Source organism: Undibacterium sp. Jales W-56 (assembly GCF_025548535.1).
Lineage (GTDB): Bacteria > Pseudomonadota > Gammaproteobacteria > Burkholderiales > Burkholderiaceae_D > Undibacterium.
On the sequence record NZ_JAJLQW010000001.1, the window covers coordinates 795,449 to 816,938 of the forward strand.

Consider the following 21,490-nt stretch of genomic DNA (forward strand, 5'->3'; position numbering starts at 1 on the left):
AAAAACTCATTTAAAAAAACCATGCTGACCCTGAATACCAAAGTAGATCAAGCCGGCAACATTGTCGGCGAACTGGTTTTACCCTATGAACGGCGTGAAAAAAGCCGTCAACGTGCAACCCTGAGTTCCGGCGAAGAGGTGGCGGTATTCACCGTGCGCGGTACGGTCTTGCGTCATGGCGACTTGCTGCAAGGGGTGACGGATGCTGGCGAGATTCAGGTGGTTAAAGTGCTGGCGGCCAAAGAAGCGACTTACCGCGTTGAATGCAAGACGCCTCATGCCTTGTTGCGCTGCGCTTTTCATCTGGGAAATCGTCACACGCAAGCGCAAGTCGGCGACGAGGCGGGCATCGGTTTTTTGCGGATTCGTAAAGACCCCGTATTGAAAGAAATGCTGGAGGGTTTGGGGGCCAACGTGATCGAAGAGTTCGCCGCGTTTGAGCCAGAGTCCGGCGCGTACGGCGGCGGTCACCATCATCATGGCGACGATCACCATAACTTGTTAGCGCCGGTGCCTTTGCGTCAGAAGATCCATCGGCCAGCCCAAGTCACTACGGATAAGACTTCTTAAACCTGTATGCAATCCGCTTCGCTTCTGCATTTATTTCAGCTCGCCAGCCCCTCATTGCCTATCGGTGCCTATAGTTATTCGCAAGGACTTGAGGCCGCGATAGAGAATGGTCTGGTCAAGGATGAGGCATCGGCACGCAGCTGGATCGTCGATGCGCTACATCATGTGGTGGCGCAGTTCGAGGCGCCGATACTCTGGCGTTTGTTAAACGCATTTGCCGAACGCGACATGGATGCCGTTAGTCTCTGGACCGAACGCTTTATCGCTGCGCGCGACACGGCGGAGTTCCGTGCAGAGACCATACAAATGGGTTACTCGTTATCGAAACTGGCGATCGATTTAAAAATTGCAGATCATGAATTGCTGGCTATGTTGCAGAGCCAGACGGAAGTGCCCCTGCCAACCGCAATCGCGTTTGCCTCTGTCGCTCTGGATATCCCGTCTGATGCCTGCGTCTTGGCGATGCTGTTTTCCTGGGCGGAAAATCAGGTATTGGTGTGTGTGAAGTCGGTGCCTTTGGGGCAGGTAGCCGGTCAGCGACTGTTGCTCTCGCTGCGTCCTGAACTAGAGGCGGCTGCTCGTGTCGCGCAAACTTTGCCTGACGAAGAATTATCCAACTGGTCGCCTGGACTGTCGCTGCTGTCGATGCAGCACGAAGTGCAGTACAGCCGGTTGTATCGGTCCTGAAGAAGATCTCAAAAACGATCTTCAATATGGTTTAAATTGCTTCTAACTATTTCATCCACTATTTATGACAACAACATCAGTAGCGACCACTTCGAACCCTTTGCGCGTCGGCATCGGCGGCCCGGTTGGTTCCGGCAAAACGGCACTGTGTGAAATGCTGTGCAAGGCCATGCGCGATCATTACGATATGGCCGTCATCACGAATGACATCTACACCAAAGAAGATATGGAAATCCTGTTGCGCGCCGACGCCTTGCCCGCCGAGCGCCTGATGGGCGTCGAGACGGGAGGTTGTCCGCATACCGCGATCCGCGAAGATGCCTCGATCAATCTGGAAGCGATTGCCCGCATGAGCGCCGAATTTCCCGACCTTGATCTGATTCTGGTGGAATCAGGCGGCGATAATCTGGCGGCGACTTTCAGTCCCGAATTATCGGATCTGACGATTTATGTGATCGATGTGGCCGGTGGCGAAAAAATCCCGCGCAAGGGCGGTCCCGGCATTACCCGTTCGGACCTGCTGATCATCAATAAAACCGATCTGGCACCGTATGTCGGCGCGAATCTCGATGTCATGGCACATGACGCCAAAAAGATGCGCGGCGATCGGCCGTTTATCTTTACCAATCTGCGCAGCGGCGATGGCGTGCCTCAGATCATTGAATTTATTCGCAAGCAGGGATTGCTGGATCAGACTGAGAAATAAGATGAAGACGTCAAGGATACGGAGTAAGGCAAAAATCTTCTGCACCCTCCGCGCTTCCGTGGCGAACGGTTTTTCTGGTCTTGCTATAGACAGGACACGCAAAAAACAAAACCTCTCCCCACCGAGACATGGCGACACAGAGGAAACGCAAGAGTAAACAGCGTCATGAAATGTTGATATTAAAGACGAACCCGCAATCTGGCTGCGCCTGCTGGCACGAAATGCCTCTGAAAGCCGCATCCAGCCTGCGGGTTTAATGTGAACGGTGATAAGCAGCTGACTGTCTTGCGTAAGTCCCCTATAAATTGATATATAGAGACCGCATCGTTTTTTTGCGGAAATCAGTTTTATAATCCAGTCCATCATAACCCATGAAGTCAAGCCGACTGTCAGTCCGCTTGACTTCATGTGGCGTGAAAAATGGCAGCGCTGGCTGTTTATATACAATGACGATGACCACCAAACCGGAACCAAAAAATTGACCTCGGACTCCAGCACTGCTGAGCAACGCCGTCTGCAAATGGCGGATATTGCCCGTCTGGCGGGCGTATCTACTTCGACGGTATCGAGAGCGCTTAGCGGTAGTTCGCTAGTGAATGATGAGACGCGCAAGCGGATCGAAGAATTGGCGCGTTCGCTGAATTACACCATCAATATCGGTGCGCAGAATTTACGTTTGAAGCAAAACCGCACGGTCGCGGTGGTGGTTCCGTACGATTCGGCGACCCGGCAACATTTATCGGATCCGTTTTTTCTCAGTATGTTAGGCAGTCTTGCGGACGCCTTGACCGACCGCGGTTTCGATATGTTGTTATCGCGCGTCGATGCCGAGCGCCTCGATTCTGCAGCGCAAATTTATGATACCGGTCGTGTGCTCGGCGTGATCCTGATTGGTCAGTGGCGCCATCATGATCAGTTGAATCAGCTCGCTGCACGCCGCGTCCCTATCGTGGTCTGGGGCGCGCAATTGCCGCAGCAATTATATGTGACAGTCGGTAGCGATAATGTCATGGGAGGTTTTTTAGCGACCGAGCATTTGCTTCAATCCGGCCGAAGGCGGGTTGCTTTTTTTGGTGATACGCAGTTGCCCGAAGTCGCTCATCGTTATGAGGGATATGGCAAGGCGCTCGCCAAGCATGCGATTGCCTTAGATGAGGGACTCGTGATCCCGGCCTCATTCATAGAAGAAGGCGGCCGTCTGGCTGTCGAAGAATTATATCGCCGGGGCATCGCATTTGATGCCTTGTTCGCTTGCAGCGATTTATTGGCGATGACAGCGATCAATACCCTGAGAGAAAAAGGCCTGAAGGCGCCAGACGATGTCGCCGTGGTTGGGTACGATGATATTGAATTAGCGCGTTACTTCCACCCGCCTTTGACGACGGTACGTCAACCGATTGCTCTGGCGGGGCAAGCCCTGGTCGAAGCTTTACTGGTGTTGGCGGATCAGCGTACCGCTAGTCCCCGTTTATTGGCGACCGAACTGATACGGCGTTCCAGCAGCTATTCAGAATAGGCTGGACGGGTTGCCGTTGAATTTTTCTTGCAAAATGCAATCGTTTGCAAAATATATTATTTTTTTCAATTCAGATAAGAAATTCAAGATGAATTTGCCGGATTTATTTATCCTGCATCGCAGCATTCTGCGCTTTGCATTTTTTATTTGTTGCATGGTTTAGACGGGACTCAGCAGCCTTGTTTTCGCTATAAATGCTGATCTTATCCTCAGTTTCTTGATCCTATTGGTTTGCTCTGTCATGGCGTAAGCGGGTGGCTCGGCAGAGCCTGCGTTCAATAAACACAATCAGCTTAAAAATTGCTTATTTGCACCATATTTGATGTTTGCTGCACTGCGTTATTGCAATCGATTGCAAAAGAAAATATTTTGCACGATAATTCATCACACCTGCACCGCAAAAGATCTAGCTCAAAGTTGGCCGTCGACCGATCAAAGAATCAGGCGAAGATTGCCGAAAGTCTTTTGCCACTGATTTGCACACCTTGTATCGCTAACGTGCCGGCAATCAGTAAAAGGGTGCATACACCGCCGGGACAAGGATTATTTGTCTTGGACATAATGATTAATACGGAGACTGTAATGACATCGCAACGCATCAAAATGACACGCATGGCCAGCGTCGTATCAATGGCAATTTTTCAAATGAGTGCTGCCTGGGCGCAAGAAGCTGCGACCAGTCAGGATAAGGAAAAAAACTCCCTGAACCTGAATTCAGTGATCGTCACCGGCACACCGCTAGGTACCTCCAAGATGAAGGCCAGCGTTTCCATCAGTACCCTTGATGCAGACCAGATTGCGCAATCGGCACCGACCAATGCGGCTGAAATTTTGCGTGCTGTGCCCGGTATCCGCGCCGAGTCATCCGGCGGCGAGGGTAATGCGAATTTGACGGTGCGCGGCGTGCCTATTTCTGCTGGCGGTGCGCGCTATGTGCAATTTCAGGAGGATGGTTTGCCGTTACTGCAATTCGGCGATATCGCGTTTGTCACACCGGATATGTACTTGCGTGCCGATAGCGGCTTGAGCCATCTGGAAGTGGTGCGCGGTGGGACGGCCTCGACCATGGCAACCAATTCACCGGGCGGCATCATTAATTTTTTGAGTAAAAACGGTAGTGAAAAAGGCGGTAGCATCGGTATCAGCAAGGGGTTGGATTTCAATCAGACCCGCTATGACTTTGACTACGGCGCGCCGATCTCGGATAAAACCCGTTTCTTTATCGGCGGCTTTTACCGCAATGGCGATAGCTCACGCCCCGCCGGTGTGACCGCCGAAGAGGGCGGTCAGATTCGCGCGAATATCACCCATGAACTGGAGAATGGCCATGTGCGCCTGAGCTTCAAGCATCTGGACGACAAGTCACCGATGAATATGCCGGTGCCAGTCAAAACCGTGAACGGTGCGATTACCGAATTGCCAGGCATCGATCCGCGTAAGGCAAGTTTTTATTCACCCTATTGGACCCGCGATATTGTGCTGGATAAAAACAATAACAAGATCTCGACCAATGTTAACGATGGCTTGCATGTCGTGAATAATGCATTCGGTGCAGAGGCGTCGCTGAAGCTCGGCGACGGCTGGACACTCGATGAAAAATTCCGTAAATCGACCAATACCGGGCGCTTCATTTCTATCTTCCCGGCAGATAATGGCAACAGCTCAACCGGCATGACTTACGCCACCGGTCCAAATACCGGTAAGGCTTATACAGGCGCAGCATTTACCGCCACGGTATTCAATACCTCGTTTGACGACTTGGGAAGTACTGTGAATGACGTCAAGTTATCTAAAGTGTTTAATTTTGGAAGCGCAAAATTAGCCGCAACAGCAGGCTTGTATTCATCCTTGCAAAACCTGGGGGTGACCTGGAATTTCAATCAGTATCTGATGCAAGCCAATGGCGATAAACCTGCCTTGCTTAATTCCAGCAAGACCGTTCCCGGGACGCAGGGCCTTCTTGCGCAGGGTACAGATGTGTTTGGCGGATGCTGCAATCGCAGTATCGATGCGCAATACAAGACCAATGCGACCTATGCGAATCTAGGCTGGGAGAGTGGCAACTGGAATCTCGACGGCAGCTTGCGCTACGACCGGCAAGATGCGACCGGCACGTATAACCAGGCGGTCAATCAACTGTATCGCCCGGCCAATGTCAAATACATCAATTACGGCGTGAATCACACTTCGTATTCTGTCGGTGCCAATTATCGTCTGACCCGCGATCTGGCTTTGTTCGCACGGATCAGTGAAGGCATCGCTTTTAATGCCGACCGCATCATGTTTGGCAATCCGCTTGACGGCACTACGCCGATCAGTACCAACATCGTAAAGCAAACGGAAGCAGGTGTGAAATGGAAAACCGGCGACTTCAGCAGCTTCGTGACCTTGTTCCAGGCCAAAACCGCCGAGTCGAATTTCGAAGCAACCACACAGAAATTCACGGCCAATACCTATGATGCAAAAGGCGTAGAGATCGAGGCCAGTTATCGCATCGATGCTTTCCGCATGACAGGTGGCCTGACCTACACCAATGCGAGCATTGTCGGCGCGAACGATACTGCGGTAATCGGTAAAACACCGCGTCGTCAGGCCAAACTGGTGTACCAGATCGCACCGACTTACACCTTGGGTGATGCCGTTTTTGGCGCAAGTCTGATCGGTACCACCAAGTCATTCGGCGACGATGGCAATACCTTGACCTTGCCGGGCTTTAATGTCTTGAATGCCTTTGTGAATTATCAACTGACCGAGCGCGTACAAGTATCTTTGAGTGCGAATAACCTGTTGAATACGATCGGTTATACCGAGGTCGAAGGCGATGGACACGCTGCCCGCTCGATCAACGGACGCACCCTGCGCGCGAGCCTGAAATACAGTTTCTGATTTTCCTGCTACTCCAGCGGTCCTTGGGCTCTCGTCACGTTTCCTCCTTTGGGACGAGAGCCATTTTCTTTTCTGTGCATGTTTTTAAAGTCTGGTTCTTTTCATGAGTTCGCCCGCTATTTTTGATCGTCTTCTTCAGTCTCTGGTAGCGCAACTGCCTTCGGATCAGCACATTTTAATTACTTTGCGTTTCCAAAAACAGGCGCCGATATTGCTGGAGAAATTACGCGCCCTGTATGGACATAAGTTTGCCGAAGACGCTGGTTTTATAGAATGGATGGATCAGCTATTGCGGGTAACGGGGCGCATGATGGCACGGCGTCCGGCGGACTTACGTAAGCTCGATCAGCAGCGTAGCGAGAATAAAGAATGGTTTTCCACCCAGCATATGCTGGGTTACTGCGCCTATGTCGATCGCTTTGCGGGAAACTTGTGCGGCGTGGCGGATCGCATTCCTCATCTGAAAAAATTGGGCGTCACCTATCTGCACCTGCTGCCTTTTCTGAAGGCCAGGCAAGGTGAGAACGATGGCGGTTTTGCCGTCTCGGATTTTGATGCGATAGAACCGCAGCTTGGTAGCATGGCGGATCTGCAAGAGCTTGCCGCACAGCTACGCTCTGCGGGCATCAGCCTGTGTGCCGATTTTATTCTGAATCATGTAGCCGATGATCATCCCTGGGCTCTGGCGGCTAAGAGCGGTCATCCTGGCTATCGCGATTATTTTTATCATTATCCGGATCGTACCCAGCCGGCGATTTTTGAAGCCACTTTGGGACAGGTTTTTCCTCAGGTTGCACCGGGTAATTTCAGTTTCATCGATGAGATGCAGCAGTGGGTCTGGACCACGTTTTATCCGTATCAATGGGATTTGAATTACACCAACCCTGCGGTGTTTGCCGATATCACGGCAGCCTTGCTGCAACTGGCGAACCGCGGCGTCGAAGTATTCCGTCTCGATTCCACCGCTTTTTTATGGAAGCGCGAAGCCACCAATTGCATGAATCAGCCTGAGGCGCACTGGATATTGCAAGCGCTGCGCTGTATCGTCGAGATTGCTGCACCGGGCGTACTGCTAAAGGCGGAAGCGATTGTCCCTACCGCCGAATTGCCCGCTTACCTGGGTAGCCAGCAGCCGTTGGTCAAAGAGTGCCATCTTGCTTATCACAGCAGCCTGATGGCAGCGAGCTGGGTTGCGCTTGCCGAGCAAAATACCGACTTGATACGTCAAGTCATGCAGGCAACGCCGGAATTGCCGGAGCAGGCAAGCTGGCTGACCTATGTGCGCTGTCATGACGACATAGGCTGGAATGTGCTGCGCCCGGAAGCGAGCTCAGGGGCGCAAGATGTGCAACAGCGCTTAGCGCATGTTGCCAGATTTTTCGCCGGTGAGGAGGGCAGTTTTGCGCGCGGCGCCAGCTTCCAGGCCAGCGATCCGGCTGCAGTGCATGGCACGGTAGGCATGGCATCCGCGCTGGCAGGATTGAGCGCCGCCAAGACTCCCTTGGAACAGGAATATGCGCTGCGCCGCATGTCGTTGCTGTATGGTCTGAGCATGTGCTTTGGGGGCATGCCTTTAATTTATATGGGCGACGAGTTTGCCCAAATGAATGATGATGATTATCGCCAGCAGGCGGGGCATGAATATGACAGCCGCTGGTTGCACCGGCCGTTATGGAATGCGGATATGGCAGCCAGCGCGCATCACTTGAACAGCAACGCGGGATCCATGTTGCACAGCTTAAGTCATCTGCTTCAGCAGCGTCGCTCATTGCCGCAATTAGCGGCACATCAGCCGCGTCGCTTATTGGCGGGCATGCCGGCAGAAATACTCGCGTTTATCAGGGGCGGACAAGATGACGCACTGGTCTATATCGCGAATTTTTCGGCTCAAACAAGCGCGCTGAATTTATCTGCCGGCCTGACGCAAGCCGGTTTGCAGACGACTCGCATTAGCTGGTGCAATCAATTGGATCAAACAATCTATTCTGATACGCTGATCCTGCCACCCTGGTCGCAGGTCTGGCTGACAAAAGTGATTCAATCGACCAACCAACCGCAGCATCCAATCCCAAGCGGAGTCATAGCGTGAATCGGAAAATGAAACCTATCGTCATTTTTGGCGAAGCCCTGATCGATGATTTCCCTGATCAGCAAGTGGTGGGCGGCGCAGCTTTTAACGTGGCGCGTACGCTCGGCTATTTTGGCGCAAATCCCCTGATGATTTCGCGGATCGGAAGCGACGCCAATGCGTGCCTGATCCTACGCGATATGCAACGCTTCTGCTTGCAGCAAGACGGTATGCAAACGGATATGCAGCATCCCACCGGCCGGGTCGAGGTCAGGCAAGATGACGACGGGAATAAGGCGAGTCATCATTTTGAGATAATGCCTGAGCAGGCCTACGACTATATCGATGCAGACACTGCGGTGACCGTCCGGGAAAATCTTTGTCCCGATCATGATGCGGGTTTCTTCTATTTTGGAACGCTGGCGCAGCGCATGGCGGCTTCCAGAAGCGCCTTGTATGCATTACTCGAACAGACCCGTGCATTGAAATATCTGGATTTGAATTTGCGCGCGATGCAAGTCAGCATGAGCACGATCGATCGTTCTTTGCATGCGGCGGACATACTCAAAATCAATGAAGAAGAATTGCTGACTTTGGTCAACATTTATCTCGGGGATGCAGGCCAGACCTGTCTCGACACCAAGGCCGATGCCAGATCGTGGCAAGGCGATATGTCGGCTTTGATGACCATGTTCAAGTTACGCGCAATCCTTGTTACGCTGGGGGCGCGGGGCTATGCGTATTTTGATCGGGATGGCGAATACGCCAGCAATGACGGAGTGCAGATATCGACAGAGGTCGTCGATACCGTCGGCGGTGGCGATGCATTTTCGGCGATTTTTCTGCTCGGTTTGCAGCAGGGCTGGGCCTTGGCGCTGACTTTGCAGCGCGCCCATCAGTTTGCGGCGGCTATTTGCGGCGTGCGTGGTGCAGTAGCGGGTGATGCGATGTTTTATCAGCAGTGGCAAACCAGATGGACTACTGAAATTGCCAGCAAGGGGGCCACAGCATGAGTCAAGCAAGCAGTCATGAGCGTCATCGCAATAGCCTGACGCGCAAGCCGAGATTGTCGTTCTGGCAGATTCTGAATATGAACTTTGGCTTCTTCGGTATCCAGTTCAGTTTTGGTCTGCAGCAAAGCAGCATGAGTCCGATTTATACCTATCTCGGTGCAGATGAGGCCAGTCTGCCGTACCTCTGGCTGGCGGGGCCGGTGACGGGCCTGATCGTGCAACCCCTGATTGGTGCGATGAGTGATCGTACCGTAACGCGCTGGGGACGACGTACGCCGTATTTTTTAGTCGGTGCAATCCTGTGCAGTCTGGGCCTGTTATTGATGCCATTCAGCCCGACTTTGTGGATGGCGGCGAGCTTATTGTGGATACTTGATGCGGCGAATAATGTGACGATGGAGCCGTATCGCGCCTTTGTCAGCGACAAGCTCGATAAGAGCCAGCATTCGATCGGTTTCCTGACCCAGAGCGCCTTTACCGGACTTGGACAGACGCTCGCTTACCTGACCCCGTCGGTATTGGTATTGCTGGGAATGAACAGGGATGCGGTGAACGGCAACCACATTCCGCATATTGTGATCGCGGCATTCCTGATCGGGGCCGTATTTTCGATAGCCTCGATTTTGTGGACGCTTAAAACCTCGCCTGAGATTCCATTGAGTCCCAACGAAATAAACGTATTGCAGGGCAAGCCCAGCGGCTGGCGCGCAACCCTGGCGGAAGTCGTGCTGGCGATCAGGGAAATGCCGCCGACCATGCGTCAGTTAGCGCTGGTTAAATTATTCCAATGGTATGCGATGTTTTGCTACTGGCAGTACATCATGCTGTCACTCGGCCGCACGATCTTCGCGACCAATGATCCGACCTCGCAAGGCTTTCGTGAAGCCGGCTTGCTGAATGGGCAGATCGGCGCGTTTTATAACTTCATCGCTTTTATCGCTGCTTTTGCTTTAGTGCCATTCACCCGTCGCTATGGTCCCAAGATCACGCACGCAGCTTGCCTGACGATAGCGGGCTTGGGAATGTTGAGTATTCCGGGGATTCACACGCCGGCCTTGCTGTTTATTCCGATGATAGGTGTCGGCATGGCATGGGCCAGCATCATGGGTAATCCGTATGTGATGCTGGCGGGGAGCATACCGGCGGAGCGCACCGGCGTGTACATGGGAATTTTCAATATGTTTATCGTGATCCCCATGATCATCCAGATTTTTACTTTGCCGCTGTATTACCAGAGCTGGCTGGGCGGCAATCCTGAAAACGTGATCCGCCTGGCAGGCGTATTGCTGATTTGCGCAGCGTGTGCAGTCGGTTTTGTAAAACTACAGCCGGTTGCGGATAAGTCCGTCTAGGCGATAGAAAAACCGCCTGGCTTGAACTACTGCTGCAATGACCACTGCAAGGGTTTGCCGCTCTTATCGGTGACGGTGGTCATCTCTTTGTACACCCGTGCCTGAATCGCATCAGGCAGTCGCACCAGATCCACGTTATTTACCAGATGATCGCCGTTCAAAAATCCCCAGGCAAAGAATTTTAAGACGGCAATGGTTTTTTCCGGTGTCGCAGATGCTTGCGGGACGATTACAAAAGTGCCCATCGTGATCGGCCAGACATTCGGCCCGGATTTATCCGTCAGCATTTCATCAAAGCTTGCCTTGGTTTTCCATTGGCTGGCGTTTAAGGCGGCCGCGAAGCTTTCTGCGGACGCCGACAAGAATTTTCCATCGCGGTTTTTCAGTTGAACCGCGCTTAACTTGTCTTGCAACACGTAGTTGTAATCGATATAGCTGATTGCATACGGGGTTTTCTTGAGCGCGGCCACAATCCCGCTACTTCCCTTAATCTGCGTCAAGTCCTTGTGCCATGCGATAGTGAAGTTTTTGCTGTAAGCAGCTTTCCAGTCCGGGCTGATTTTACTCAGGTAATCGGTATAGTTATAGGTGGTGCCTGAGCCATCCTGGCGCACGATGACTTCAATGTTTTTCGAAGGCAAACTCACGTTGGGATTGAGCGAGGTAATCGCTGCATCGTTCCACATCGTGATTTTTCGCGAAAAAATTGCGGCGAGCAGTTCGCCGGTGAGTTTTAATTCGCCGGATCTTATACCCGGTACATTAATAATCGGCACCACGCCCGAAATCGCAGACGGGAATTGAATCAATTGTTCTTTTTTTAAATCTGCCGGATTCATTGCAACGTCGCTGGCGCCAAAATCGACTTCCCTGGCTTTGATCTGCTTAATGCCGCCGGAAGAACCGACCGGTTTGTAATCCAGCGCTTCTCCCGATTTCTTCACATAAGCTTGTGACCAGATGTTATACAAGGGCGCTGCTGCGGAGGAACCCGCGCCGTTTAAAGCTGCTGCGAGGCTGGGTAGGGAGAAGGTAAGGGAGATACAGAGTGCAGGTACTAAATGACGAAAGGATTTCATGAGTTTGAGATGGCGGTAATGATGCAAATAACGGATTCGGCACGCATTATCGCTCAAATTTATGACTGCATAGTGAATCTATCTGTCATGTTCAGGTCATTAAAATGGATTAATTTGTTTATATATTAAGAAAAATTTCAAATTTGTAAATTTAGGATAAATAGTTTATATTATTTGTATATTTAATTCATGGAGGTGTTTATGGCTACTGTCCCGAGTAAAAAAGTCGCGATGACGACTAATTCTGCTGTTAAACCTATTCCTAAGACTGTTGGCAAGACTGCGGTAGTTCCTGCCAAAAAAATTGCAACGGCTGCCAAACTTGCCGCCAGTCCTGCCGTTAAATCAATAACTAAGCCAGCCGCAAAGCCGATCGTTAAAAAATCTGCTGCCAAGGCTAAACCTGTGGCAAAAGTCGCAGTTAAGGCCAGCCCGGCAAAACCAGCCGTTGCTAAAGCTGTGGCAGCTGCACCGGTCAAGGACAAGATCAAAAAAGAAAAACTGGTACGTGACAGCTTCACCATGCCAGAGTCGGAATACGAAGTACTCAGTAGGGTGAAGAAAGCCTGTTTGAGCGCTGGCGTCGAAGTGAAGAAAAGCCAATTATTGCGTATCGGCCTGGTTTTGTTGAACAAGGCCAATGTCGTCGAGCTGAAGACCCTGATCAACGCGCTTGCACCATTGAAGGCCGGGCGTCCTAAGAAGGATAAATAAGCTTTTCTGCGATGTTTCACCGTTACAACAGGCCCGCCCATCAAGCGGGCCTGTTGTATTTTTGCTTGTCATAAAACCGACATCAAACTGTCATCTTGTTGAAGTAATCCTGATTTAATCTTCGTCCGTCAAAATGCTAAACACAAAAAGGACGATGCATGAGATTACTCACGATACCTGCGGATGCCAATCCCAGTTTTTCTAAACTCAGCCTGAGTCTGGCGAGCACCGCCAAAGAAGTCAAAGAAGTACAACGTCTGCGCTACAAGGTTTTTATCGAAGCGATGGGTTTATCGGCACTCAGTAATCCTGATGGCCTCGACAAAGATGAATTTGATGAACACTGCGATCACCTGATCGTGCGCGACACCAAGACCCTCAAAGTCGTCGGCACTTACCGCATTCTTGGCCCGAATGCCGCCCGTCACATCGGTCGCTATTATTCCGAAACAGAATTCGATTTATCCCGCCTGCATAATATCCGCGGCAGCATCGCCGAAGCCGGGCGCGCCTGCATCCACCCCGACTATCGCAGCGGTGCTGTCATCATGCTGCTATGGGCTGGCCTGGCGGCGTATATGCGCCGTGAGCGCTGCTCACACCTGATCGGCTGCGCGAGCATCAGCCTGACCGACGGAGGGCATAATGCCGCCGCGATTTATCGCAATTTTAAAGAGGCCGATTTCTCTCCTCTGGAATATCGCGTCACGCCGCTGTTGCCGTTTCCGTATGAGGAAATGGATGCCAGCCATGAAGCCCGTATTCCACCGTTGCTCAAAGGCTATCTGCGGGCGGGTGCCTGGGTTTGCGGCGAACCGGCATGGGATCCTGATTTTCATTGCGCCGACTTGTTCGTGATGTTGCCCTTGTCGAATCTCGACGATCGCTATGCCAAGCACTACGGTACTGAGGAGTTAGCAAAATGAAGCCTGGCGACCATTTCCTGAATCAGAAGTTGTTTAAAACCAGTAAAAAAGATGTCATACGTTTCCGTAGCATCTGGATATCTGATCTGCATTTAGGAACCACCGGTTGCCAGGCTGCACGTTTGCTCGAATTTTTACAAGCGACCGAATCAGAGACGCTGTATCTGGTCGGCGACATCATCGACGGCTGGCAGCTCAAGCGTCGCTGGTACTGGGATCAGACCCACAACAACGTGGTGCAAACCGTGTTGAAAAAAGCCAAGAAGGGAACTAATGTCATCTTCGTTCCCGGCAATCACGATGAGTCGATCCGTCAATTCATCGACCTCGATTTTGGCGGCATTAAGGTCAGGGACGAACTGGTCCATGTGACCGCGCAAGGCAAGCGCATGCTAGTGCTGCACGGTGATCGCTTCGATGGTGTGATCGCCTGCGCCAAATGGCTGGCCTACGTTGGCGACAGCCTGTACACCGTGATCCTGAAATTCAATCAGGTCTTCAACAACTGGCGCGCCCGCGCCGGCCTGCCGTATTGGTCGCTCTCGCAATACCTGAAGCTCAAGGTCAAGAATGCCGTCAGCTACATCAGTTCTTTTGAAAACGCCCTGGCCGATGAGGCACGTAAACGCGACCTCGACGGCGTGATTTGCGGCCACATCCACAAACCGGAAATCCGCGATATCGACGGTGTCTTGTACTGTAACGATGGCGACTGGGTAGAGAGCTTGTCGGCGCTGGTAGAAGAGCCTAGCGGCGAATTGCGCCTGGTCAGCTGGCACGACATCATGCAGGTCAATCATCCGGTATTGGCGCAGGAGCCAGAATTGGTGAATGCCTGATCCGCTATATTTTATGCGCCTGTCAAGCCGAAAATGCTCGCAAAGGCGCATGGATAGTGCGGGGTATCTGTCAATACGATAAAAATCGGATTAAGTGAATTGACGTAATCCCGAGTCAATCAGAGCAGATGGCATAACCCGCTCACCGTCTTTGTCCCAATAAAATAACCAGCCAGCATCAGAAAAATGCGTCACTCTGCGCGTAATAAATAAAATCGCCATTTGTACAGCGTGCCAGCTATCAATTCCATAAATCGTCGATGGATGTGTGTCGAGTACGCCAAGCGATACGGCGCAGCACCAGTCAATATGATTCTTTAGCGGTGCCGCAATACACAAGTTCAGTTCAGCGCCGACACCATCTGGTGATACTGCGTACCAGTTTCTTTCCATCAAAAAATCGTTCATTACGAAGCTTCCTTCAATTTAGTCGATGAATGCTTAGCTGCTCACCTTAACTTCATTGAACAGAATCTTATTGGAAAACGGATCCGTCAAGGTCATGGTTCTATCGCCCCACGCTGCGATTTCAATGCCGGGCTTATTGTATTTATACGTTTTTTCTGACAATTCTTTGTACAGTCCGTCGATGTCCGGCGTATTGACGAATACCTTGCTGCCCGGTGTGCAGTCGCCGGAATGTTCGCTCAGGTGAAATACTAAATTGTCTCTCGATAGCTGCATATAGATGGGGAAATTTTCCTCAAACCGATGCTCCCAATCGATACTCATGCCGAGAAAATCGACATAGAATTGCTTCGCTTTTTCTTCATCGAAGATGCGTAAAACGGGAATGCTCTGGAAGTGCATAGTCGATCCTTATTCCTACATCAACTGCCATCATCATTGACCATCAAAGTAAAGTGCGCCATGCGCACCGCTGTCGGATGTTTTGACGACAGGTAATTCATCTGGAGCTGCGATGTTGCGCATGGCGTACCTACTGATTACGTATGCTATTTTAATAATACCTGCAAGTCGTACCAATCCTACATGTTTGATATTTAAAGGTAGACGGCGCAGCAGCGTCGCCACAAAGCCAATTACTTCACCACCAAATCCGGCGCCATGATCGCTTTCAGGTAGGTTTGTACACCTGCTGCGCTGTCTTCTTTGGAACGCTGCTTCTGGCTGATCCACCAGACATTGCCTTTGCGTACCGAGCAGTCATGTTGTGTCGGCGCGATCAGGCGGGCGGCGACCTGGCCCAGGGTGGGCTGGTGGCCAACGATGAGTACCGGCTCGCGGCTGTTGGGCCAGTTGGCGGCCAGCAGCAGGGCGTCGGCATCGGCTTCGGGGCCGATTTCGTAGATGACTTTGAACTTGCGGTCGAGCGCCGCCATGGTTTCGCGGGTTCTGACCGTGGGGCTGACCAGGATGCGGCAAGTCTCCGGCAGATTGCTGTCTAGCCAGTAAGCCATTTTATTCGCTTGCTTGATCCCTTTGCCCGTCAGCTTGCGGGCGCTGTCCGGCATGCCGGGGGCGGCCAGTTCTGCTTCTGCGTGTCGCCACAGGATCAGGTCCATCTTAGTCGCCGTCCGTCTCTGATAAGGAGCCCAGGCGCTGCATCAGGCTTTGCTGGGCGCAGAGGGAGGTCTGCTTGTTGCGGGCTTTTTTGCGATGGTAATCGCCCTCGCTGTCCAGGGTCCAGGCGTTGACATTGTCTTTCAGATAGGGATCGAGACCCTCGGTGATCACGCGTTTTTTCAGGGATTTATCTAATACCGGAAAAGCGACTTCGATACGGCGGAACAGGTTGCGGCTCATCCAGTCGGCGCTGGCGAGATACACATTATGTTCGAGGTCATTGCGGAAATAATAGATGCGGCTGTGTTCCAGAAAACGTCCGATGATGGAGCGCACCTTGATATTTTCCGACAAGCCCGGCACGCCAGGACGCAGGGCGCATGCGCCGCGCACGATCAGGTCGATTTTGACGCCATCGGCTGAGGCCGCATACAGGGCGCGGATCACGGTCTCGTCGAGCAGGGCATTCATCTTGGCAATGATGCGTCCCGGTCTGCCGGAGCGGGCGATCTTGGCTTCGTTACGGATCGCCTTGATGATCTGCGGTTGCAGGGCGAATGGGGCGAGCCACAGGTATTCGAGCTTCTTCGGCTTATTCAGCCCGGTCAGATGGATGAAGACTTCATTGACCTCGGCCGCCAGCGCAGGATGGGCGGTCAGCAGGCCGAAGTCGGTATAGAACTTGGTGGTCGAGGGATGGTAGTTGCCGGTGCCCAGATGCGCGTAATGGCGCAATAAGCCGCCTTCTTCACGACGGATCACCAGCGCTAATTTGGCATGGGTCTTTAAGCCGACCACACCGTACACGACTTGCGCACCGGCGCGTTGCAGACGATCGGCCCAGTTGATATTCGCTTCTTCATCAAAGCGCGCCATCAGCTCGACCACGACGGTGACTTCCTTGCCTTGGCGTGCCGCGGTGATCAGCGACTCCATCAGATCTGAGTTCATGCCGGTGCGATAAATTGTCTGCTTGATCGCCACGACCGCAGGATCGAGCGACGCCGAGCGGATGAAATCGATTACCGTCTGGAACGGCTGGAAAGGATGGTGCAATAAAATATCTTGCTTGCCGAGCAGGGTGAAGATATCGGCGTGCGTGTACTTGGCATTGATCTTGGCAGAGAACGGCGGGAAACGCAGGTTAGGCTGCTTGACGTGATCGACCAGCTCAGACAGGCGCACCATATTCACCGGGCCATCGACCGGATACAGCCGGTCCTGATCGAGTGAAAACTGCGACAGTAAAAAATGCGCAAGATCGTCGGGGCAGTTCTTGGCGACTTCCAGGCGCACTGCAGCGCCGAACTGGCGGGTCTGCAATTCTCCTTGCAAGGCATGCCGCAGATTTTTCACCTCTTCCTCATCGACCCACAGATCGCTGTCGCGGGTCACCCGAAATTGCGAGTAGGCGAGCACTTCCCGCCCATTAAACAGGTCGCCGATGTGGGCGTGGATCACCGAGGACAGCAGGCAGAACGATAAGCCTTTATCCGATAACTCATCCGGCAGCTTGATCACACGGGGCAGGACGCGCGGTGCTTTGACGATCGCAATCGCGGTACCGCGGCCGAAGGCGTCTTTGCCTGCCAGCGATACAATGAAGTTAAGACTCTTGTTAACAACCTGGGGGAAAGGATGGGCGGGGTCGAGACCGATTGGGGTCAGCAGCGGTTTGACTTCACGCTCAAAATAGGTTTTGACCCAGGCTCTTTGCGCTTCATTTCTATCGGTGTGACGTAACAGGTGGATGCGCTTGCGTGCCAGTTGCGGCAGAATTTCCTGGTTCAGGACTTCATATTGACGCTTGGCGAGTTCATGACATTCTTTATTAATCCTGTCCATCATGGCGACGAAGGCGGGATGTTGCGCCAGTTCGCCATCGACGGTGTTCTGCGCCAGCAGGCTGGCTACCCGGACTTCAAAGAATTCATCGAGATTGCTGCCGACGATACACAAGTAACGCAAACGCTCCATCAAAGGAATCGTTTTGTCTTCCGCTTGCGCCAGCACCCGCCAGTTAAAAGCGATTTGTGACATCTCGCGGTCCAGGAAAATCGCTGATCGCGGCAGTTCCGTGTGAGGCGTCATAGGAATCGCCGGCTTAACGGTGATGTCTTGCTCAGTCGGTTCGGCGGGCGTTGCCACTGATTCCACGGGCGGGTTGGGGGCTTTCTGATCTTGCATGTTTGCTCGCGTGTCACAAAGACCGTCATATTAGTAAATTGAGATTGTAAAGAAGCAATATGACAATTTTATGACAATTAATGACATATTATTTAGATATTTCATCAAATATTAATGTGCGTCATAATCCTGTCATATTTGACTCGTACAGTTCGATTCGTAATAAATTAGTTATAAACCAGCAGTCTGGATCAGTCGCAGTAATTTTAGACTGGCTTTCAGGTAGCTACGTGTTATCTAACCCTGAGGTGAATATGCAACTTAATCGACTCTTTACATCTTTGATGATCGCATTTGTTACTGCGACAGCATCAGTTTCAGCAGTTCAAGCCGCCGATATGACAGGCGCAGGTGCAACTTTCCCTTATCCTATTTATGCCAAATGGGCAGAAGCTTATAAAAAAGCAACGGGTAACGGTCTCAACTATCAGTCTATCGGTTCCGGTGGCGGTATCAAGCAGATTAAAGCAAAGACAGTCGATTTCGGTGCATCCGATATGCCTTTGAAGGCAGAAGAGTTGGAAGCAGAAGGCTTGACGCAATTCCCGGCGATCATCGGTGGCGTAGTACCGGTGGTGAATCTGGAAGGCATCGCGCCAGGCAAGATGAAAATGACCGGCGATGTATTGGCCGCTATCTACATGGGTAAAATCACGAAATGGAATGCGCCGGAAATCGCCGCCATCAACCCGGGTCTGAAATTGCCAGCAGAAGAAATCACCGTAGTACATCGCTCTGACGGTTCCGGCACGACTTTCTTGTGGTCCGACTACCTGTCTAAAGTTAACCCTGAATTCAAGACCGTGGTTGGCGCCAGCACCGCAGTCAAATGGCCGGTCGGCTTGGGCGGCAAAGGTAACGAAGGCGTTGCCGCCAACGTACAACGTATCAAGAATTCAATCGGCTATGTTGAGTATGCTTACGTCAAGCGTAACAAAATGACTTACACCTTGTTGAAAAACGCGGATGGTCAATTTGCTGAGCCAGATGATGAGAATTTCAAAGCTGCGGCAGCAGGCGCGGACTGGTCAAAAGCACCAGGCATGTACCTGGTGCTGACGAACCAGCCGGGCAAAGTTACCTGGCCTATCACTGGCGCATCGTTCATCCTGATGCACAAGGCGCAGGCAGATGCTGAAAAAGGTAAAGAAGTATTGAAGTTCTTTGACTGGGCATTTAAAAACGGCGGCGCAATGGCAACCGAATTGGAATATGTTTCTTTGCCTCCGCCAGTAGTGAAATTGATCGAAGACGGCTGGAAAGCAAAAATTAAAGATGCTGCCGGCAAAGCCGTCTGGTAATCAATTGCCTTTTTGTTTGATGCAGCAATGCAAGCAATGTAATTAGTAACCTCATATAAGTCGTGCAAAGCAAAGTGGATGCCGCAGTCGAGAGCGGTGTCCACTTTGTCCATAGTTCCAGAAGTCCTCTAATAAATTGGAATTGTGTTCCATGCAGATACAACAACCTTCGATCGCCATGTCCACGCCCACTTCTCCCGCCAGTCCTGGCACTCTCCAGAATCATTCGCAGGATACGATTCCGGCGCAACCGGCAGAGATCAATATGGTGGCAGTCATGCGACGCCAGCAATGGCAAGATTTTTTATTCCACAAGCTGACATTTAGCTTCGCTTTATTTGTGTTGATGGTGCTGGTCGGTATCATCATCTCCCTGATTATCCGCGCCTGGCCTGCGATGCAGGAATTTGGCCCGGCGTTCATCACGACCATTGAGTGGGACCCGGTGAATGATAAATACGGCGGTTTGATCGCAATTGTCGGCACCCTGGCGACTTCGGTGATCGCGCTGCTGATCGCTTTTCCGGTCAGCTTCGGTATCGCTTTGTTTTTGACGGAAATCTGCCCGCCTTGGCTGAAGCGTCCGCTCGGGACCGCGATTGAATTGCTGGCCGGTGTGCCAAGCATTATTTACGGCATGTGGGGCCTGTTCGTGTTTGCTCCCTTGTTCTCTGAATATATACAACCCGCACTGCATAAGACCTTGGGTCAATTGCCGGTGATCGGCGCGATGTTCTCCGGCCCTATGATCGGTATCGGTATTCTGGCGGCGGGCGTGATTCTGGCCATCATGATTATTCCTTTCATCTCGTCGGTGATGCGCGATGTGTTTGAAGTGGTCCCGCCGGTGCTGAAAGAATCTGCGTATGGGCTAGGCTGCACTAAGTGGGAAGTGGTGCGCAAAATCGTGTTGCCTTACACTAAGATCGGCGTCGTCGGTGGCGTCATGCTGGGTCTGGGGCGCGCCTTGGGCGAGACCATGGCGATTACCTTTGTGATCGGTAATGCGCATAAATTATCCTGGTCGCTGTTCGCAGCGGGCAATAGTATTGCCTCCACATTGGCGAATGAATTCGCTGAGGCTGAGACGGTATTGCATACCTCGTCGCTGTTCTTGCTCGGACTGATTCTGTTTGTGATTACCTTTGTCGTGTTGTCGGCTGCCAAGTTGATGCTGTTGGGCTTAAGTAAAAAAGAAGGTGCAAAATGAGCGATAACTATATGGCGCCTAAGCTTTTGCCGTTAAATTCTTCCCCGGATAATCCGGTTTATAAGCGTCGGCTCCTGATGCACAAAATAGGTATTGCCCTGTCCTCGCTGGCGATGGCCCTGGGTGTGTTTTTCCTGATGTGGATTCTGGCCACCTTATTGGTCAAGGGCGTCTCCGCGATCAGTCTGGCGATGTTTGTGGAAACTACACCGGCTCCCGGTAGCGATGGCGGCGGTTTGATGAACGCGATTGTCGGTAGTTTCATGATGGTTGGTTTTGCGACCCTGATCAGCACGCCTATCGGTATCCTGGCGGGCATCTATCTCGCCGAATACGGCGACAAGAGCTGGTTCGGCGGGGTGACTCGCTTCGTGACGGACATCATGTTATCCGCGCCATCGATCGTGATTGGCTTGTTCGTGTATGCGATCTATGTGTATAACGTGAAACATTTTTCCGGCTGGGCCGGCAGTCTGTCCATCTCTTTAATCGCGATTCCGGTGGTGGTTCGTACGACCGACAATATGCTGGGTCTGGTACCGACGAGTTTGCGTGAAGCGGCTTTTGCACTCGGCGCACCGCGTTGGAAAGTCGCATTGCTGATACGTCTGCGGGCGGTCAAAGCGGGCGTCGTGACCGGGATTTTGCTGGCGGTGGCACGTATCTCCGGAGAGACCGCGCCTTTGTTGTTCACTGCGCTGAACAACCAGTTTTATAACGGCAATATGAATAAACCGATGGCGAATTTACCGGTCGTGATTTACCAGTTTGCCATGAGCCCCTACGACAACTGGCGCGAGCTGGCCTGGGGCGGCGCTTTGCTGATTACCTTTAGTGTGTTGGGACTGAATATATTGTCACGCACCATGTTCAACCAAAAAGTTCAGAACTAATTCCTTGGAAACCATA

20 protein-coding genes are annotated in these 21,490 nt (G+C 52.0%); 14 read left to right on the forward strand and 6 right to left on the reverse strand.

The window, feature by feature from the left end; all coding sequences use genetic code 11:
* Window positions 1-21: 21 nt before the first annotated feature.
* The 8 genes from LPB67_RS03570 to LPB67_RS03605 all read left to right on the forward strand — a co-directional run bounded on the left by LPB67_RS03570 (window position 22) and on the right by LPB67_RS03605 (window position 10,798).
* Window positions 22-570 carry an urease accessory protein UreE gene (locus LPB67_RS03570; protein WP_262835689.1) on the forward strand — a complete coding sequence of 183 codons (549 nt, stop codon included), beginning with the start codon at window positions 22-24 and terminating at the stop codon, window positions 568-570.
* 6 nt (window positions 571-576) lie between these two features.
* Window positions 577-1,257, forward strand: a complete 681-nt coding sequence (locus tag LPB67_RS03575) for an urease accessory protein UreF (RefSeq protein ID WP_262835690.1) — start codon at window positions 577-579, stop codon at window positions 1,255-1,257.
* 64 nt (window positions 1,258-1,321) lie between these two features.
* Window positions 1,322-1,963 (forward strand): urease accessory protein UreG, encoded by a 642-nt coding sequence (gene ureG / locus LPB67_RS03580; protein WP_262835691.1) that lies wholly within the window; start codon window positions 1,322-1,324, stop codon window positions 1,961-1,963.
* A gap of 520 nt (window positions 1,964-2,483) precedes the next feature.
* A complete protein-coding gene (locus LPB67_RS03585) occupies window positions 2,484-3,479 on the forward strand; it encodes a LacI family DNA-binding transcriptional regulator (RefSeq protein WP_262836152.1) in 996 nt (331 codons plus the stop codon).
* A gap of 582 nt (window positions 3,480-4,061) precedes the next feature.
* On the forward strand, window positions 4,062-6,365 hold the full coding sequence (locus LPB67_RS03590) for a TonB-dependent receptor (protein ID WP_262835692.1): 2,304 nt from the start codon (window positions 4,062-4,064) through the stop codon (window positions 6,363-6,365).
* 103 nt (window positions 6,366-6,468) lie between these two features.
* Complete coding sequence (locus LPB67_RS03595) at window positions 6,469-8,454, forward strand: alpha-amylase family glycosyl hydrolase (protein ID WP_262835693.1); 1,986 nt, start codon at window positions 6,469-6,471, stop codon at window positions 8,452-8,454.
* A gap of 8 nt (window positions 8,455-8,462) precedes the next feature.
* Entirely contained in the window at window positions 8,463-9,446 is a 984-nt protein-coding gene (locus tag LPB67_RS03600; RefSeq protein WP_262835694.1) for a PfkB family carbohydrate kinase, read from the forward strand.
* Window positions 9,443-10,798 (forward strand): MFS transporter, encoded by a 1,356-nt coding sequence (locus LPB67_RS03605; RefSeq protein WP_262835695.1) that lies wholly within the window; start codon window positions 9,443-9,445, stop codon window positions 10,796-10,798. Before LPB67_RS03600 ends, LPB67_RS03605 begins: the two co-directional genes overlap by 4 nt.
* Window positions 10,799-10,824: 26 nt before the next feature.
* Here LPB67_RS03605 and pstS (LPB67_RS03610) read toward each other — a convergent pair whose 3' ends face one another.
* Complete coding sequence (gene pstS, locus LPB67_RS03610; RefSeq protein ID WP_262835696.1) at window positions 10,825-11,877, reverse strand: phosphate ABC transporter substrate-binding protein PstS; 1,053 nt, start codon at window positions 11,875-11,877, stop codon at window positions 10,825-10,827.
* A gap of 201 nt (window positions 11,878-12,078) precedes the next feature.
* On the opposite strand from pstS (LPB67_RS03610), the gene LPB67_RS03615 reads away from it, so the two are divergent.
* The 3 genes from LPB67_RS03615 (at window position 12,079) to LPB67_RS03625 (ending at window position 14,356) form a co-directional block, all read left to right on the forward strand.
* On the forward strand, window positions 12,079-12,591 hold the full coding sequence (locus LPB67_RS03615; protein WP_262835697.1) for a hypothetical protein: 513 nt from the start codon (window positions 12,079-12,081) through the stop codon (window positions 12,589-12,591).
* Between the two features lie 158 nt (window positions 12,592-12,749).
* Window positions 12,750-13,517: a GNAT family N-acetyltransferase gene (locus LPB67_RS03620; protein ID WP_262835698.1), complete on the forward strand. Its 768-nt coding sequence runs from the start codon at window positions 12,750-12,752 to the stop codon at window positions 13,515-13,517.
* Window positions 13,514-14,356 carry a UDP-2,3-diacylglucosamine diphosphatase gene (locus tag LPB67_RS03625; protein WP_262835699.1) on the forward strand — a complete coding sequence of 281 codons (843 nt, stop codon included), beginning with the start codon at window positions 13,514-13,516 and terminating at the stop codon, window positions 14,354-14,356. The genes LPB67_RS03620 and LPB67_RS03625 overlap by 4 nt, the downstream gene beginning before the upstream one ends.
* Before the next feature lie 90 nt (window positions 14,357-14,446).
* Here the strand turns inward: LPB67_RS03625 and LPB67_RS03630 are convergent, their stop codons facing one another.
* From LPB67_RS03630 to ppk1, 5 genes are read right to left on the reverse strand one after another with little or no spacing between them, the layout of a single operon-like run.
* Window positions 14,447-14,764 carry a hypothetical protein gene (locus LPB67_RS03630; RefSeq protein WP_262835700.1) on the reverse strand — a complete coding sequence of 106 codons (318 nt, stop codon included), beginning with the start codon at window positions 14,762-14,764 and terminating at the stop codon, window positions 14,447-14,449.
* 33 nt (window positions 14,765-14,797) lie between these two features.
* On the reverse strand, window positions 14,798-15,166 hold the full coding sequence (locus LPB67_RS03635) for a VOC family protein (RefSeq protein ID WP_262835701.1): 369 nt from the start codon (window positions 15,164-15,166) through the stop codon (window positions 14,798-14,800).
* 33 nt (window positions 15,167-15,199) lie between these two features.
* Window positions 15,200-15,391 (reverse strand): hypothetical protein, encoded by a 192-nt coding sequence (locus tag LPB67_RS03640; protein ID WP_262835702.1) that lies wholly within the window; start codon window positions 15,389-15,391, stop codon window positions 15,200-15,202.
* Window positions 15,392-15,399: 8 nt separating this feature from the next.
* Window positions 15,400-15,882: a phosphohistidine phosphatase SixA gene (gene sixA, locus LPB67_RS03645; protein WP_262835703.1), complete on the reverse strand. Its 483-nt coding sequence runs from the start codon at window positions 15,880-15,882 to the stop codon at window positions 15,400-15,402.
* 1 nt (window position 15,883) lies between these two features.
* Window positions 15,884-17,974, reverse strand: coding sequence for a polyphosphate kinase 1 (gene ppk1 / locus LPB67_RS03650; protein ID WP_262836153.1), 2,091 nt, complete (start codon window positions 17,972-17,974; stop codon window positions 15,884-15,886).
* A 380-nt stretch (window positions 17,975-18,354) separates the two neighbouring features.
* On the opposite strand from ppk1, the gene pstS (LPB67_RS03655) reads away from it, so the two are divergent.
* The 3 genes from pstS (LPB67_RS03655) (at window position 18,355) to pstA (ending at window position 21,474) form a co-directional block, all read left to right on the forward strand.
* The gene (pstS, locus tag LPB67_RS03655) at window positions 18,355-19,371 is read left to right on the forward strand and encodes a phosphate ABC transporter substrate-binding protein PstS (RefSeq protein WP_262835704.1); all 1,017 of its coding nucleotides are present in this window, start codon (window positions 18,355-18,357) and stop codon (window positions 19,369-19,371) included.
* A 265-nt stretch (window positions 19,372-19,636) separates the two neighbouring features.
* On the forward strand, window positions 19,637-20,581 hold the full coding sequence (gene pstC, locus LPB67_RS03660) for a phosphate ABC transporter permease subunit PstC (RefSeq protein WP_262836154.1): 945 nt from the start codon (window positions 19,637-19,639) through the stop codon (window positions 20,579-20,581).
* Window positions 20,578-21,474 carry a phosphate ABC transporter permease PstA gene (gene pstA, locus LPB67_RS03665; RefSeq protein ID WP_262835705.1) on the forward strand — a complete coding sequence of 299 codons (897 nt, stop codon included), beginning with the start codon at window positions 20,578-20,580 and terminating at the stop codon, window positions 21,472-21,474. Before pstC ends, pstA begins: the two co-directional genes overlap by 4 nt.
* The last annotated feature ends 16 nt before the right edge of the window (window positions 21,475-21,490 follow it).

Bases quoted from the DNA above. Each gene is read 5' to 3' on its own strand.
- LPB67_RS03570 (WP_262835689.1), top strand. From the start codon at position 22: ATGCTGACCCTGAATACCAAAGTAGATCAAGCCGGCAACATTGTCGGC.
- LPB67_RS03575 (WP_262835690.1), top strand. From the start codon at position 577: ATGCAATCCGCTTCGCTTCTGCATTTATTTCAGCTCGCCAGCCCCTCA.
- ureG (WP_262835691.1), top strand. From the start codon at position 1,322: ATGACAACAACATCAGTAGCGACCACTTCGAACCCTTTGCGCGTCGGC.
- LPB67_RS03585 (WP_262836152.1), top strand. From the start codon at position 2,484: ATGGCGGATATTGCCCGTCTGGCGGGCGTATCTACTTCGACGGTATCG.
- LPB67_RS03590 (WP_262835692.1), top strand. From the start codon at position 4,062: ATGACATCGCAACGCATCAAAATGACACGCATGGCCAGCGTCGTATCA.
- LPB67_RS03595 (WP_262835693.1), top strand. From the start codon at position 6,469: ATGAGTTCGCCCGCTATTTTTGATCGTCTTCTTCAGTCTCTGGTAGCG.
- LPB67_RS03600 (WP_262835694.1), top strand. From the start codon at position 8,463: ATGAAACCTATCGTCATTTTTGGCGAAGCCCTGATCGATGATTTCCCT.
- LPB67_RS03605 (WP_262835695.1), top strand. From the start codon at position 9,443: ATGAGTCAAGCAAGCAGTCATGAGCGTCATCGCAATAGCCTGACGCGC.
- pstS (WP_262835696.1), bottom strand. From the start codon at position 11,877: ATGAAATCCTTTCGTCATTTAGTACCTGCACTCTGTATCTCCCTTACC.
- LPB67_RS03615 (WP_262835697.1), top strand. From the start codon at position 12,079: ATGGCTACTGTCCCGAGTAAAAAAGTCGCGATGACGACTAATTCTGCT.
- LPB67_RS03620 (WP_262835698.1), top strand. From the start codon at position 12,750: ATGAGATTACTCACGATACCTGCGGATGCCAATCCCAGTTTTTCTAAA.
- LPB67_RS03625 (WP_262835699.1), top strand. From the start codon at position 13,514: ATGAAGCCTGGCGACCATTTCCTGAATCAGAAGTTGTTTAAAACCAGT.
- LPB67_RS03630 (WP_262835700.1), bottom strand. From the start codon at position 14,764: ATGAACGATTTTTTGATGGAAAGAAACTGGTACGCAGTATCACCAGAT.
- LPB67_RS03635 (WP_262835701.1), bottom strand. From the start codon at position 15,166: ATGCACTTCCAGAGCATTCCCGTTTTACGCATCTTCGATGAAGAAAAA.
- sixA (WP_262835703.1), bottom strand. From the start codon at position 15,882: ATGGACCTGATCCTGTGGCGACACGCAGAAGCAGAACTGGCCGCCCCC.
- ppk1 (WP_262836153.1), bottom strand. From the start codon at position 17,974: ATGACGCCTCACACGGAACTGCCGCGATCAGCGATTTTCCTGGACCGC.
- pstS (WP_262835704.1), top strand. From the start codon at position 18,355: ATGATCGCATTTGTTACTGCGACAGCATCAGTTTCAGCAGTTCAAGCC.
- pstC (WP_262836154.1), top strand. From the start codon at position 19,637: ATGGTGGCAGTCATGCGACGCCAGCAATGGCAAGATTTTTTATTCCAC.
- pstA (WP_262835705.1), top strand. From the start codon at position 20,578: ATGAGCGATAACTATATGGCGCCTAAGCTTTTGCCGTTAAATTCTTCC.